This is a genomic window from Pseudomonas sp. S30_BP2TU TE3576 (assembly GCF_050436025.1).
Taxonomy (GTDB): domain Bacteria; phylum Pseudomonadota; class Gammaproteobacteria; order Pseudomonadales; family Pseudomonadaceae; genus Aquipseudomonas.
This window is the reverse complement of the sequence record NZ_JBNDLK010000001.1, coordinates 2,706,192-2,720,317: the sequence shown is the minus strand read 5'-3', so window position 1 is coordinate 2,720,317 and position 14,126 is coordinate 2,706,192. Positions and strand designations below refer to the sequence as shown.

The 14,126-nt window shown below is 61.1% G+C and carries 12 protein-coding genes; 11 read left to right on the top strand and 1 reads right to left on the bottom strand.

Annotated elements, in window-relative coordinates; genetic code table 11:
• Positions 1-19 precede the first annotated feature (19 nt).
• Positions 20-1,099 carry a tRNA epoxyqueuosine(34) reductase QueG gene (gene queG, locus ABIA48_RS12345; protein ID WP_429488911.1) on the bottom strand — a complete coding sequence of 360 codons (1,080 nt, stop codon included), beginning with the start codon at positions 1,097-1,099 and terminating at the stop codon, positions 20-22.
• A gap of 63 nt (positions 1,100-1,162) precedes the next feature.
• Between queG and ABIA48_RS12340 the strand changes: the two genes are divergently transcribed.
• The 11 genes from ABIA48_RS12340 (at position 1,163) to ABIA48_RS12290 (ending at position 14,066) form a co-directional block, all read left to right on the top strand.
• Positions 1,163-2,662 carry an NAD(P)H-hydrate dehydratase gene (locus ABIA48_RS12340; RefSeq protein ID WP_429488909.1) on the top strand — a complete coding sequence of 500 codons (1,500 nt, stop codon included), beginning with the start codon at positions 1,163-1,165 and terminating at the stop codon, positions 2,660-2,662.
• Positions 2,650-3,120, top strand: coding sequence for a tRNA (adenosine(37)-N6)-threonylcarbamoyltransferase complex ATPase subunit type 1 TsaE (gene tsaE, locus ABIA48_RS12335; RefSeq protein ID WP_429488907.1), 471 nt, complete (start codon positions 2,650-2,652; stop codon positions 3,118-3,120). The genes ABIA48_RS12340 and tsaE overlap by 13 nt, the downstream gene beginning before the upstream one ends.
• Positions 3,121-4,551 (top strand): N-acetylmuramoyl-L-alanine amidase, encoded by a 1,431-nt coding sequence (locus ABIA48_RS12330; RefSeq protein WP_429488905.1) that lies wholly within the window; start codon positions 3,121-3,123, stop codon positions 4,549-4,551. It begins immediately after the preceding gene.
• Entirely contained in the window at positions 4,548-6,458 is a 1,911-nt protein-coding gene (mutL, locus tag ABIA48_RS12325; protein ID WP_007983989.1) for a DNA mismatch repair endonuclease MutL, read from the top strand. The genes ABIA48_RS12330 and mutL overlap by 4 nt, the downstream gene beginning before the upstream one ends.
• Complete coding sequence (miaA, locus tag ABIA48_RS12320) at positions 6,458-7,429, top strand: tRNA (adenosine(37)-N6)-dimethylallyltransferase MiaA (RefSeq protein ID WP_429488903.1); 972 nt, start codon at positions 6,458-6,460, stop codon at positions 7,427-7,429. Before mutL ends, miaA begins: the two co-directional genes overlap by 1 nt.
• Before the next feature lie 93 nt (positions 7,430-7,522).
• Positions 7,523-7,783, top strand: coding sequence for an RNA chaperone Hfq (gene hfq / locus ABIA48_RS12315; RefSeq protein ID WP_003221112.1), 261 nt, complete (start codon positions 7,523-7,525; stop codon positions 7,781-7,783).
• A 12-nt stretch (positions 7,784-7,795) separates the two neighbouring features.
• On the top strand, positions 7,796-9,097 hold the full coding sequence (gene hflX, locus ABIA48_RS12310; protein ID WP_007983993.1) for a ribosome rescue GTPase HflX: 1,302 nt from the start codon (positions 7,796-7,798) through the stop codon (positions 9,095-9,097).
• Positions 9,098-9,193: 96 nt separating this feature from the next.
• A complete protein-coding gene (gene hflK, locus ABIA48_RS12305) occupies positions 9,194-10,366 on the top strand; it encodes an FtsH protease activity modulator HflK (protein ID WP_429488900.1) in 1,173 nt (390 codons plus the stop codon).
• Positions 10,366-11,235, top strand: coding sequence for a protease modulator HflC (gene hflC / locus ABIA48_RS12300; protein ID WP_204933348.1), 870 nt, complete (start codon positions 10,366-10,368; stop codon positions 11,233-11,235). Before hflK ends, hflC begins: the two co-directional genes overlap by 1 nt.
• Positions 11,236-11,531: 296 nt before the next feature.
• Positions 11,532-12,719, top strand: coding sequence for an ATP phosphoribosyltransferase regulatory subunit (locus ABIA48_RS12295; protein WP_310064355.1), 1,188 nt, complete (start codon positions 11,532-11,534; stop codon positions 12,717-12,719).
• Positions 12,720-12,773: 54 nt separating this feature from the next.
• Positions 12,774-14,066, top strand: a complete 1,293-nt coding sequence (locus tag ABIA48_RS12290) for an adenylosuccinate synthase (RefSeq protein ID WP_007984000.1) — start codon at positions 12,774-12,776, stop codon at positions 14,064-14,066.
• The last annotated feature ends 60 nt before the right edge of the window (positions 14,067-14,126 follow it).

The window sequence follows — 14,126 nt, the reverse complement described above, 5'->3', positions numbered from 1 at the left end:
CGGTGTGTGACGGTGCAAGTTACGGCCGGGTTGCCTGTCGCTCGGCATGTTGGCGTAACGCCCATTCCACATGCTCCCTGACCAGCTCCGACGGATAATCCCGCCGCGCCTTCAGCGCTTCCAGCACCGGAATCGTTGAAGGCGCATTCCCCAACCCCACCGCCAGATTGCGCAACCAGTTTTCATAGCCCGTCCGGCGCAGCGGCGAGCCCTCAGTGCTGCTCAAGAACTTGTCTTCATCCCACATGAACAGTTCCGCCAGCCCGGCGTTGTCCAGGTTGTGGCGCGGCTTGAAATCGCTTTCGCCGGACGGACGGGCAAAGCGGTTCCACGGGCAGACGATCTGGCAATCATCGCAACCGAACACCCGGTTGCCGATCAAGGGGCGCAGCTCTTCGGGAATGGCGCCCTTGAGTTCGATGGTCAGGTAGGAAATGCAGCGCCGGGCATCCAGCACATAGGGGCCGACGAAGGCATTGGTCGGGCAAATGTCGAGGCATGCGCTGCAACGGCCGCAATGTTCGGTGGCGTGAGGTGGGTCGACCGGCAGCGGCAAGTCGACGAACAGCTCGGCGAGGAAGAAATAACTGCCGGCCTTGCGATTCAGGACCAGGGTGTTTTTGCCGATCCAGCCCAGGCCGGCCTGTTCGGCAATGGCTTTTTCCAGCACCGGTGCGCTGTCGACGAAAGCGCGGAAGCCAAACGGGCCGATCTCGGCCTGGATTTTTTCCGCCAGTTGCTGCACGCGTTTGCGGATCAACTTGTGGTAATCGCGACCCAGGGCGTAACGCGAGACGTAGGCTTTTTCCGGCTGTGCGAGCGTTTTTGCCATTTGCGTGTCGCCCGACAGGTAATCCATGCGCAGGGACACCACGCGCAATGTGCCAGGCACCAGTTCTTCCGGGTGCGAGCGCTTGCTGCCGTGGGCGCCCATGTAGTCCATTTCGCCGTGATAACCGGCTTCGAGCCAGCGCTCCAGGTGCTGCTCATGCTCGGCCAGGTCGAGGCCGCTGATGCCGACTTGCTGAAAGCCCAGCTCGCGGCCCCAGTCCTTGATGGATTGGGCGAGGGCAGGCAGGTCTGTGGTAATAGCGGGCATGAGGCGAGAGAAACCGGAGCTGAGGTGCGTATAATTCTGCCAGACATCGGAGCCTGAAGACGCATGCCGCACACTAAAGATGAATTACCCGACGTGCTGTACAGCGCCGCGCAAGTGCGAGGGCTCGATGCGAGCCTGATTGCGGCCGGAACAAAAGGCTTCGAACTGATGCAGCGCGCGGCGCGGGCAACGTGGCGCGCGCTCGTCCGCCAATGGCCGACGGCGAGCGAACTGAGCGTGCTGGCCGGTCATGGCAACAATGCCGGGGACGGTTATCTGGTGGCGGCGCTGGCCCGGCGCGCCGGCTGGACGGTGCGGGTGCTGGCGGTGGGGGATCCGCAGCGCTTGCAGGGCGACGCGGCGTTGGCCCATGCCGAGGCGCTGTCTGAAAAAGTGCTCATCGAGCCTTGGACAGCACAATCCGGATTGCACGGCATCGTGCTGGATGCTTTGCTTGGCACCGGGCTGAGTGGCGATGTGCGTGAGCCGTATGCCAGCGCCATCGCCGCGATCAATGCCAGCGGGCTGCCGGTTGCGGCGGTGGATATCCCTTCAGGGCTGTGTGCCGATACCGGTCGTGTGCTTGGCTGCGCGGTGTGTGCCGACCTCACCGTGACGTTCATCGGGTTGAAGCTGGGATTGTTCACCGGTGATGCAGTGGATGTGGTCGGCGAGTTGGTGTTCAACGACTTGCACGCTGATCCGCAATTGCTTGCGGGCGCTGCAATCACGGCACTCCGCCTGACGGCCGGTAACCTGCCGCGTCCGGCGGCCCGGGCGCCGGCCTCCCATAAAGGCAGATTCGGCCATGTGCTGCTGATCGGCGGTGATCGTGGTTTCGGAGGTGCAATCCTGTTGAGCGCGCAAAGTGCGCTGCGCAGCGGCGCGGGCATGGTGTCTGTGGCGACTCGCAGCGAACATGTCCCGGCCGCTTTGGCCAGAGTGCCCGAGGCAATGGTGCTGGGTACTTCGTCAGCCAATCAGTTGATGGGATTGCTTCAAAAAGTTTCCGTATTGGTCGTCGGCCCCGGTTTGGGCCAGGCCGCTTGGGGGCGCAGTCTTTTGTCGGCCGCCGCCAACGCGCCGCTGCCGCAAGTCTGGGACGCGGATGCGTTGAACCTGCTGGCCGAAGAGCAGGTGAGCCTGCCCAAGGGCTGCGTAATCACCCCGCATCCGGGGGAAGCTGCACGGTTGCTTGGCATGAGCACCGCCGAGGTTCAGGCAGACCGTCCGGCGGCGGCCCAGGCCTTGAGCAAAAAATATACAGCGGTCGTGGTCCTGAAAGGTGCCGGCAGCCTGATCGCCCATCCCGATGGGCGTCTGGCGCTGTGTCATCAAGGGCATCCGGCGATGGCCTCTGCCGGATTGGGCGATGTGCTGGCCGGTTTGCTCGGCGCGCTGCTGGCCCAAGGCATGGCGGCATTCGACGCGGCCTGCCTGGCGGTCTGGCTGCACGCCAATGCCGGTGAACAACAAGGAAAATTGGGCCGTGGGCTGGCGGCCAGTGATCTTATTCCAGCCATTCGTCAGTTGTTGGAGGAGCAAGCCCCGTGTCTGAAGTAACCCTGTACCTGGCCGATGAGCAGGCCATGAGCGACTTTGGCGCACGCATTGCCCGAATCACCCAAGGCCATGGCCTGATCTTCCTTGAGGGCAACCTGGGGATGGGCAAAACCACGTTGTCCCGAGGCATCATCCGCGGTCTGGGGCATGTCGGGGCGGTAAAAAGTCCGACCTTCACCCTGGTCGAGCCCTACGAGATCGGCGACATTCGCGCTTTCCATTTCGACCTGTATCGCCTGGTCGACCCGGAAGAGCTGGAATTCCTCGGTATTCGCGACTACTTCGAAGACGATGCCCTGTGCCTGATCGAGTGGCCCGAGAAAGGTGCAGGCTTTTTGCCAAAGCCCGACCTGACCATTACCATTAGCCCGCAAGACAGCGGACGTTCGCTGAAAATTTTATCCCAGGGTTCGCGTGGCGAGTCCTGGTGTGCCGCTTTGGCATTGGAATTCATATAGATGATGGGGTTAGGTATGCGCTTTCGCGCGTTGGTGGCTGCCGTAGGGGTGTTGTTTCTGGCGGTGACCGTCGACGCTGTGGCCGATACGAAGGTCAACAGTGTTCGTCTGTGGCGGGCACCGGACAACACGCGACTGGTGTTTGACCTGACCGGCCCGGTGCAACACAGCGTTTTTACCCTGACGGCACCGGATCGCCTGGTCATCGACATCAATGGCGCGACCCTCGGTGCGCCGCTCAACGTCAACACTTCGAACACCCCGATAACCGCCATGCGCTCGGCTCAACGCACGCCGACCGACCTGCGGGTGGTCATCGACCTGAAAAAGGCCGTGACGCCAAAAAGCTTCTCCCTGGCGCCGAATGCCCAGTACGGCAACCGGTTGGTGGTCGATCTGTTCGATAACGCCGCAGATGCCGCTCCACCTCCAGCGCCTGCACCCTCGGTCGCCACGGTGCCCGCCGTGCCGGTAACGCCTGCGGAGCCTGCAATCAAGCTGCCACCGGCCCCGGCCGGCAAGCGCGACATCATTGTGGTGATCGACGCCGGACACGGTGGCGAAGACCCGGGTGCATCGGGTTCTCGCGGTCAACGCGAGAAAGACGTGGTGTTGCAGATCGCCCGCGAATTGCAGCGTCAGATCAACGGCATGAAAGGCTTCCGTGCCGAACTGACCCGTACCGGCGACTACTTCATTCCGTTGCGCGGTCGTACCGAAATTGCCCGCAAGAAAGGCGCCGACCTGTTCGTCTCGATTCACGCCGACGCCGCGCCTTCTGCCGCCGCTTTCGGTGCCTCGGTGTTTGCCTTGTCCGATCGCGGTGCAACGTCGGAGACGGCCCGCTGGCTGGCCGACAGCGAAAACCGTTCCGACCTGATCGGTGGTGCCGGCAACGTCAGCCTCGATGACAAGGACCGCATGCTCGCCGGCGTGCTGCTCGACCTGTCGATGACCGCATCCCTGACATCCAGCCTGAACGTTGGCCAGAAAGTGCTGAGCAACATTGGCCGGGTTACGCCACTGCACAAGCAGCGGGTCGAGCAGGCCGGGTTCATGGTGCTGAAGTCGCCGGATATTCCGTCGATCCTGGTCGAAACCGGGTTCATCTCCAACGCCAACGAAGCCTCGAAACTCGCGGCATCGAACCACCAGCAGGCGTTGGCGCGTTCGATCAGCAGCGGTGTGCGCCAGTTCTTCCAGCAGAACCCGCCGCCGGGCACTTACATTGCCTGGCTGCGCGACTCCGGCAAGATTGTGCAGGGGCCACGCGACCATCGCGTCAACCCGGGCGAGACTCTGGCGATGATCGCCGTGCGTTATCAGGTGTCGCCCGCGACCCTGCGCAACGCCAACAACCTGTCGAGCGATGAGCTCAAGATCGGTCAGCACCTGACCATTCCGGGCACTGAACTGGCGGCCAAAGAATGAATCAGGTCGTGAACAACAGCGCTCGCATCGAGCTGCTCAGCCCACGGTTGGCGAACCAGATTGCCGCGGGTGAGGTGGTTGAGCGCCCGGCGTCGGTGATCAAGGAACTGCTGGAAAACAGCCTCGACTCCGGTGCCAGACGCATCGACGTCGATGTGGAGCAGGGCGGCGTCAAGCTGCTGCGGGTGCGTGACGATGGCAGTGGCATTTCCGCCGATGACCTGCCGCTGGCCCTGGCCCGTCACGCCACCAGCAAAATCCGCAACCTGGAAGACCTCGAACAGGTCATGAGCCTGGGGTTTCGCGGTGAAGCCCTGGCATCGATCAGCTCCGTCGCGCGCCTGACCCTGACCTCGCGCACCCGTGACGCCGATCAGGCCTGGCAGGTCGAGACCGAGGGCCGGGACATGGCGCCCCGCGTGCAACCTGCGGCCCATCCGGTGGGCACTTCGGTTGAAGTGCGCGACCTGTTCTTCAACACACCGGCCCGGCGCAAGTTTCTCAAAAGCGAAAAAACCGAATTCGATCACCTGCAAGAAGTGATCCGGCGTCTGGCCCTGGCGCGCTTCGATGTGGCGTTCCATCTGCGCCACAACGGCAAGACCATCCTCAGCCTGCACGAGGCCCACGACGATGCGGCCCGTGCCCGGCGCGTGGCGGCAATTTGTGGGCCGGGTTTCCTGGAGCAGGCGCTGCCGATCGAAATCGAGCGCAATGGCCTGCATCTATGGGGCTGGGTCGGCTTGCCGACGTTCAACCGCAGCCAGGCGGATTTGCAGTATTTCTTCGTCAATGGCCGTGCGGTGCGCGACAAACTGGTGGCCCACGCGGTGCGCCAGGCCTATCGCGACGTGCTGTTCAACGGTCGGCACCCGACCTTCGTACTGTTTTTCGAGGTCGATCCGACCGGCGTCGACGTCAACGTACACCCGACCAAGCACGAAGTGCGTTTCCGTGAAGGGCGCATGGTCCACGATTTCCTCTACGGCACCTTGCACCGAGCCTTGGGCGATGTGCGACCGGATGATCATCTGGCGGCGCCGGTTGCCACGGCCATCGTCCGGCCGACCGGCCTCGAAGCCGGTGAATTCGGACCCCAGGGCGAAATGCGCCTGGCCGCCAATGCGTTGCTGGAGCAGCCTCAGGCTCAGCCGTCGTTCAATCCGCCGGCAGGTTCGGGAGCTGGCGCGGGTTATCAGTATCAATACACGCCGCGTCCGCAGTCCGGTGTGCCTGTCGCCGAAGCGCAGGCCGCTTATCGCGAGTTTTTTGCACCGCTGCCCGAGGCCAATGCCGTCGCGCTACCGGCCGGGCAGGACGACATCCCGCCGCTGGGTTATGCGCTGGCACAACTCAAGGGCATCTACATCCTTTCGGAAAACGCCCAGGGCCTGGTGCTGGTGGACATGCACGCTGCCCACGAGCGGATCATGTATGAGCGTCTGAAAGTCGCCATGGCCAGCGAAGGCCTGAGCGGCCAGCCGTTGCTGGTGCCGGAGTCCCTGGCCGTCAGTCAGCGTGAAGCCGATTGCGCCGAGGAGCATGTGGCCTGGTTCCAGCGCCTGGGTTTTGAATTGCAGCGCCTGGGCCCGGAAACCCTGGCGATCCGGCAGATTCCGGCCTTGCTCAAGCAGGCCGAGGCCAACCGGCTGGTCGCCGACGTCCTGGCCGACCTGATGGAATTCGGCACCAGCGACCGCATCCAGGCGCATCTGAACGAGTTGCTCGGGACCATGGCCTGTCACGGCGCGGTTCGTGCGAATCGGCGTTTGGCCCTGCCGGAAATGAACGCGCTGCTGCGGGATATGGAAAACACCGAACGCAGCGGTCAATGCAACCATGGCCGACCGACCTGGACCCAACTGGGGCTGGACGATCTGGACAAACTGTTCTTGCGCGGTCGTTGATGAGCCAGCTCCCACCTGCGATTTTCCTGATGGGCCCGACCGCCGCCGGCAAGACCGACCTGGCCATCGAACTCAGCAAAGTCTTGCCTTGCGAGTTGATCAGCGTCGACTCGGCGTTGGTCTACCGTGGCATGGACATCGGCACCGCCAAACCTTCCCGGGAGCTGCTGGCGCAATATCCGCATCGTCTGATCGATATTCTCGATCCGGCCGAAAGCTATTCGGCTGCGGATTTCCGCCGTGACGCCCTGGAAGCCATGGCGGATATCACCGCACGCGGAAAAATACCGCTGCTGGTGGGTGGCACCATGCTCTATTACAAGGCTTTGGTTGAAGGTCTGGCCGATATGCCTGCGGCTGATCCCGACGTTCGCGCGCAAATCGAAGAAGAGGCTGCACGCCTTGGCTGGCAAGCTTTGCACGAGCAATTGGCAGTGATCGATCCGGAGTCCGCGGCGCGGATCCACCCGAACGATCCCCAGCGCCTCAGTCGAGCACTGGAAGTTTATCGTGTCAGTGGTCAAAGCATGACTGCCCTGCGTTTGCAACAATCTGCGCAAAGTACTGAAGCAGCCGCTTCGGGACGGCAACAATTGCCCTATACTGTCGCGAACTTGGCCATTGCCCCGGCAAATCGCCAGGTACTGCACGAGCGAATTAAACAAAGATTCACTTTAATGTTGGAACAGGGATTCATTGACGAGGTCGTAGCCCTGCGTAAAAGAGGTGACCTGCATGTCGGGTTGCCGTCTATACGTGCAGTAGGCTACCGCCAAGTCTGGGACTACCTGGATGGCAAGCTGACGTCAGCCGAGATGCAGGAGCGTGGAATCATTGCCACGCGCCAATTGGCGAAACGCCAGTTCACCTGGCTGCGCAGTTGGGCTGATCTGCATTGGCTGGACAGTCTGGATTGCGACAATCTGCCACGCGCCTTGAAATACCTGGGGACCATCTCCATATTGAGCTGAGTCCTTGCAATTGCCGTCTATCCTTGGGGGTGTGACGGCCCAAGCCATCTGTTTACCTATTTTTTATATTGAATCCTTAAAGGAGTGCGGCACATGTCAAAAGGGCATTCGCTACAAGACCCTTACTTGAATACTTTACGTAAAGAGAAAGTTGGGGTGTCCATCTACCTGGTCAACGGTATCAAACTGCAAGGCACGATCGAGTCTTTCGACCAGTTCGTCATCCTGCTGAAAAACACCGTTAGCCAGATGGTCTACAAGCACGCGATCTCTACAGTGGTGCCGGTTCGTCCAATTCGTCTGCCTAGCGCAACCGAATCCGACGCAGGTGACGCTGAGCCAGGTAACGCCTGATAGGAGTCTCCTTTGTTCTTTGAGCGCCACGGTGGTGGTGAACGTGCCATTCTCGTTCACTTGGATGGTCAGGACCCTGAGGCGCGCGAAGATCCGCAGGAGTTTCAGGAGCTGGCAATTTCGGCTGGCGCCGAGACCGTCGCGTTTTTCAACGTGCCGCGTCATCGGCCAACCGCCAAAACCCTGATCAGCAGCGGCAAGGTCGAAGAGTTGCGCGACCTGGTCCAGGCCGAACAGGTCGATCTGGTGATTTTCAATCACATCCTCACGCCCAGTCAGGAACGTAACCTCGAACGCATTTTCGAGTGTCGCGTAATCGACCGCACGGGTTTGATTCTCGATATCTTCGCCCAACGCGCCCGCACCCATGAAGGCAAGCTCCAGGTCGAACTGGCCCAGCTTGAGCACATGAGTACGCGGCTGGTTCGCGGCTGGACTCACCTTGAACGGCAGAAAGGCGGTATCGGCCTGCGCGGTCCGGGTGAAACCCAGCTGGAAACCGACCGGCGCCTGTTGCGGGTTCGCCTGCGGCAGATCAAGGGACGCCTGGAAAAGGTCCGCAGCCAGCGTGAGCAATCGCGCCGTGGCCGTAAACGGGCGGACATTCCGACGGTTTCGCTGGTGGGTTATACCAACGCCGGCAAATCGACGCTGTTCAACTCGGTAACCGATTCCGAAGTCTTCGCGGCTGACCAGTTGTTCGCCACCCTCGACCCGACCTTGCGCCGGCTCGAACTCGATGATCTCGGTCCGATCGTGCTGGCTGACACCGTGGGCTTCATTCGCCACTTGCCGCACAAGCTGGTCGAGGCTTTTCGGGCTACGCTCGAAGAGTCGAGCAACTCCGACCTGCTGCTGCACGTGATCGACTCCCATGAGCCCGAGCGCATGGCCCAGATTGAACAGGTCATGGTGGTGCTCGGAGAGATCGGGGCTCAAGACTTGCCGATCCTGGAGGTCTATAACAAACTCGATTTGCTCGAGGGCGTGGAGCCGCAGATCCAGCGCGATGCCGATGGCAAACCGCAGCGGGTCTGGCTTTCAGCGAAAGATGGTACAGGCCTGGACCTGCTCAAGCAGGCTGTCGCCGAGCTGCTGGGCGATGAGTTGTTTGTCGGGACCTTGCGCTTGCCGAATCGATTTGCTCGACTGCGTGCGCAGTTTTTCGAACTTGGTGCAGTACAGAAAGAAGAACACGATGACGAAGGCATCAGTTTACTGGCCGTTCGTTTGCCACGAGCCGAATTGAATCGGCTGGTGAGCCGCGAAGGTTTGCAACCGATGGAATTCATCGAGCAACACACTTTGCAATAAAAGCCTGAGAAAGCGGTTGTGCCGTGGTGACAGGCATTCTGTAGCATTGGTCGGCGCGCCGTGGGTGCGTCTTTGCTTTATCAGATGGAGAGCGCTATGGCTTGGAATGAGCCGGGTGGCAACTCGAATAATCAGGATCCTTGGGGTGGCAAGCGTCGTAACAACGGCGACCGCAAGGGACCACCAGATCTCGACGAGGCCTTCCGAAAGCTGCAGGAAAGCCTGAACGGTTTGTTCGGTGGTGGTAAGAAACGTGGTGGTGACGACGGCGGTGGTCCGGGCAAGAGTGGCGGCTTTGGCGGCCTGCTCGGCATCGGCCTGGTCGTGCTGGCCGCCGTATGGCTGTACAGCGCGGTCTATGTCGTCGACGAGCAGGAGCAGGCCGTGGTGCTGCGCTTCGGCAAGTACTACGAAACCGTGGGTCCGGGCCTGAATATCTACTTCCCGCCGATCGACAAGAAGTACCTGGAAAACGTCACGCGTGAGCGTGCCTACACCAAGCAGGGCCAGATGCTGACTGAAGACGAGAACATCGTCGAAGTGCCGCTGACCGTGCAGTACAAGATCAGCAACCTGCAGGACTTCGTGCTGAGCGTCGACCAGCCGGAAATCAGCCTGCAGCACGCGACCGACAGCGCCTTGCGCCATGTGGTGGGTTCCACCGCAATGGACCAGGTGCTGACCGAAGGTCGTGAATTGATGGCCAGCGAAATCAAGGAGCGTCTGCAACGCTTCATGGACACTTACCGTACCGGTATCACCGTTACCCAGGTCAACGTTCAGAGCGCAGCGGCACCGCGTGAAGTCCAGGAAGCCTTCGATGACGTGATCCGTGCCCGGGAAGACGAGCAGCGCTCGCGCAACCAGGCCGAAACCTATGCCAACGGCGTCGTGCCGGAAGCTCGTGGTCAGGCCCAGCGCATCCTTGAGGATGCCAATGGTTACCGTGACGAAACCGTCTCGCGCGCCAAGGGTGAGGCCGATCGCTTCACCAAGCTGGTCGCCGAGTACCGCAAGGCACCTGAAGTCACTCGCCAGCGTCTGTACCTGGACACCATGCAGGAAGTCTTCAGCAACACCAGCAAGGTTCTCGTGACCGGCAACAAGAACGGCCAGAACAACCTGCTGTACCTGCCGCTGGACAAAATGGTCGAAAGTGGTCGCAACACCGGCGTTCCGGTGACCGGCGCGGCAGCCAGCAGCAATGAAGCGAATGTGCGTGCGGCAGCAGACCTGCAGCAGCAAGCACGTACCAGGGAGAGTCGCTGATGAGCAATAAATCGCTGATCGCCCTTATTGTCGGCGTCGTTGTGGCGATCGCTGCCTGGAACTGTTTCTACATCGTGGCTCAGACCGAGCGTGCGGTGTTGCTGCAGTTCGGTCGCGTGGTTCAGGCCGACGTCCAGCCGGGTCTGCATGTGAAGGTGCCTTACGTTAACCAGGTGCGTAAATTCGACGCACGGCTGATGACGCTGGATGCACCGACGCAACGCTTCCTGACGCTGGAAAAGAAAGCCGTGATGGTCGATGCCTTCGCCAAGTGGCGCGTGAAGGACGCAGAGCGTTTCTACACCGCGACTTCCGGCCTCAAGCAGATCGCCGACGAGCGTCTGTCCCGTCGTCTGGAGTCGGGCCTGCGTGACCAGTTCGGTAAGCGCACCTTGCACGAAGTGGTCTCCGGTGAGCGCGATGCGCTGATGGCTGACATTACTTCTTCGCTGAACAAGATGGCTGAAAAGGAGCTGGGCATCGAAGTTGTCGATGTTCGGGTCAAGACCATCGACCTGCCGAAAGAAGTGAACCGCAGTGTGTTCGAGCGTATGAGCACCGAACGTGAGCGTGAAGCTCGCGAGCACCGCGCCAAGGGTAACGAGCTGGCCGAAGGCATCCGTGCCGACGCCGATCGTCAACGCCGCGTGTTGCTGGCTGAAGCCTATCGTGAATCCGAAGAGGTTCGCGGTGATGGCGATGCCCAGGCTGCTGCGATCTACTCCAAGGCCTACGGTCAGGATCAGGAGTTCTACGCGTTCTATCGTAGCCTGCGCGCCTACCGTGAAAGCTTCGCGAACAAATCCGACGTCATGGTCCTCGACCCAAGCAGCGACTTCTTCCACTACCTGGAAAAAGCCAAGCCTTGATACGACGTTGACCCGAATCCTCCCGCCGGGCGGCTAAAACCTCTGGCGGGGTGATCCTTTGGGAAAACGTGTGTATGATGCGGCAGCCGGGAAATTCCCGGCTTTTTTGCGTCTGCACGTTTGATTGCTGTTTTTAAGCAGATGCCGGGCCGATTGGCTCGACGGTTTTTCGAGGAAAGTGGTTAGCGAAGCCGGTAAGAGGCTTTTCGCTTCGTTGCTCATGCGCGAAGCAATCATTTTCTGCTTCACTCAAGGCTCGGCCGAGGGCTGGCCGCCCGGATAAAGGGGAAGGCGTAATGGCAACGGTAGACCGCTGGCTTCTGCCAGATGGCATCGAAGAAGTACTGCCACCTGAAGCGGCGCGTATTGAAGTCGCGCGTCGTCAGGTGTTGGATCTGTTCCAGAGCTGGGGTTACGAGTTTGTCGTGACTCCCCATATCGAGTACCTGGAATCCCTGCTGACCGGCGCAGGCCAGGACCTGGATTTGCGCACCTTCAAGGTCATCGACCCGCAATCGGGCCGGCAGATGGGTTTTCGTGCCGACATCACGCCGCAAGTGGCACGCATCGATGCGCACACCCTGCGTCGCGAAGGTCCGAGCCGTCTGTGTTATGCCGGTAGTGTGCTGCATGCTCAGCCTCGCGCCTTGTCGTCCTCGCGCAGCCCGATCCAATTGGGTGCCGAGTTGTACGGCGATGGCAGCCCGAGCAGCGACGTCGAAGTCATCAGCCTGATGCTGGCCATGCTGCAACTGGCCGATGTGCCGGATGTGCACATGGATCTCGGTCATGTCGGCATCTACCGTGGCCTGGCCCGCGCCGCCGGTTTGTCCGGTGAGGTTGAGCAGCAGTTGTTCGACGCATTGCAACGCAAGGCCATCGATGAGGTCATTACCTTGACCGAGGGCTTGCCTGCCGACCTGTCGGACATGCTGCGCGCGTTGGTCGATCTGTGTGGCGGCCGTGAAGTGCTGGCTGCGGCCCGCGAGCGTCTGGCCAAGGCGCCGGCACAGGTGACGGCGGCGCTGGACGACTTGCTGGCGATTGCCGAGCGGCTGTCCGTGCGTTTCCCTGAGCTGCCGCTGTATTTCGACCTGGGCGAGCTGCGCGGTTACCACTACCACACGGGTGTAGTGTTCGCCGTGTTCGTGCCGGGTGTTGGCCAGTCGATTGCCCAGGGCGGTCGTTACGATGATATCGGCGCCGACTTCGGGCGCGCGCGTCCGGCAACCGGCTTCTCCACCGATTTGAAAACCCTGGTGACCCTGGGGCGTGCTGAGATCGAGCTACCGTCTGGCGGTATCTGGATGCCTGACAGTACGGATGCGGCACTCTGGCAGCAGGTTTGCCAGTTGCGCAGTGAGGGTCAGCGTGTCGTTCAGGCCTTGCCTGGACAACCTTTGGCCGCCGCCCGTGAAGCGGACTGCGACCGGCAATTGATTCAGCAGAACGGGCTTTGGCAAGTATCGCCACTGGCTTCTTGAGTTTTCCCGCCGGCTGCAGCCGGCACCAAGTTTGCGCGAATGAGGACAAGTGTTATGGGTAAGAATGTCGTAGTCCTGGGCACCCAGTGGGGTGATGAGGGCAAAGGCAAGATCGTTGATCTGCTGACCGAACATGCTGCCGCCGTAGTGCGTTACCAAGGTGGCCACAACGCTGGCCACACCCTGGTGATCGACGGTGAGAAGACCGTCTTGCACCTGATTCCGTCGGGCGTGCTGCGCGAAGGCGTGCAGTGCCTGATCGGCAATGGCGTGGTGGTTGCACCTGACGCCCTGATGCGGGAAATCGTCAAGCTGGAAGAGAAAGGCGTACCGGTGCGCGAGCGCCTGCGTATCAGCCCTTCCTGCCCGCTGATCCTGTCCTACCACGTAGCGCTGGACCAGGCCCGTGAAAAGGCCCGTGGCGAGCTGAAGATCGGCACCACCGGTCGCGGCATCGGCCCGGCATACGAGGACAAGGTTGCACGTCGTGGCCTGCGCATCGGCGACCTGTTCCACCGCGAGCGTTTCGCCGCCAAGCTGGGCGAGTTGCTGGATTACCACAACTTCGTACTGGTGAATTACTACAAAGAGCCAGCCATCGACTTCCAGAAGACTCTGGATGAGTGCATGGAATACGCCGAGCTGCTCAAGCCGATGATGCTGGACGTCACCGCCGAGCTGCATAACCTGCGTCGCGCCGGCAAAGACATCATGTTCGAAGGTGCCCAGGGCTCCCTGCTGGACATCGACCACGGTACCTACCCGTACGTCACCAGCTCCAACACCACCGCTGGCGGTATCGCGACCGGTTCGGGCGTGGGTCCGATGTTCCTGGATTACATCCTCGGCATCACCAAGGCCTACACCACCCGTGTGGGTTCGGGTCCGTTCCCGACTGAGCTGTTCGACGATGTGGGTGCGTTCCTGGCCAAGCGTGGCCACGAGTTCGGTGCGACCACCGGCCGTGCCCGTCGTTGTGGCTGGTTCGATGCCGTCATCCTGCGTCGCGCTATCGACGTCAACAGCATCTCGGGCCTGTGCCTGACCAAGCTGGACGTACTGGACGGCCTGGAAACCATCAACATCTGCGTTGGCTACAAAAACGCTGACGGTGCAGTGATCGACGCACCGACCGACGCCGACAGCTACATCGGCCTGGAGCCGGTGTACGAAGAAATGCCGGGCTGGAGCGAGTCGACCCTGGGCGCCAAGACCCTGGAAGAACTGCCGCAGGCTGCGCGTAACTACATCAAGCGTGTCGAAGAGCTGGTCGGCGCGCCGATCGACATTATTTCGACGGGCCCGGATCGCAACGAAACCATCGTTCTGCGTCATCCGTTTGCTTGATAAGTCGTTGATGTAAAAAACAAAGGGCCCTTAATTGGGCCCTTTGTCGTTTATGCCTGC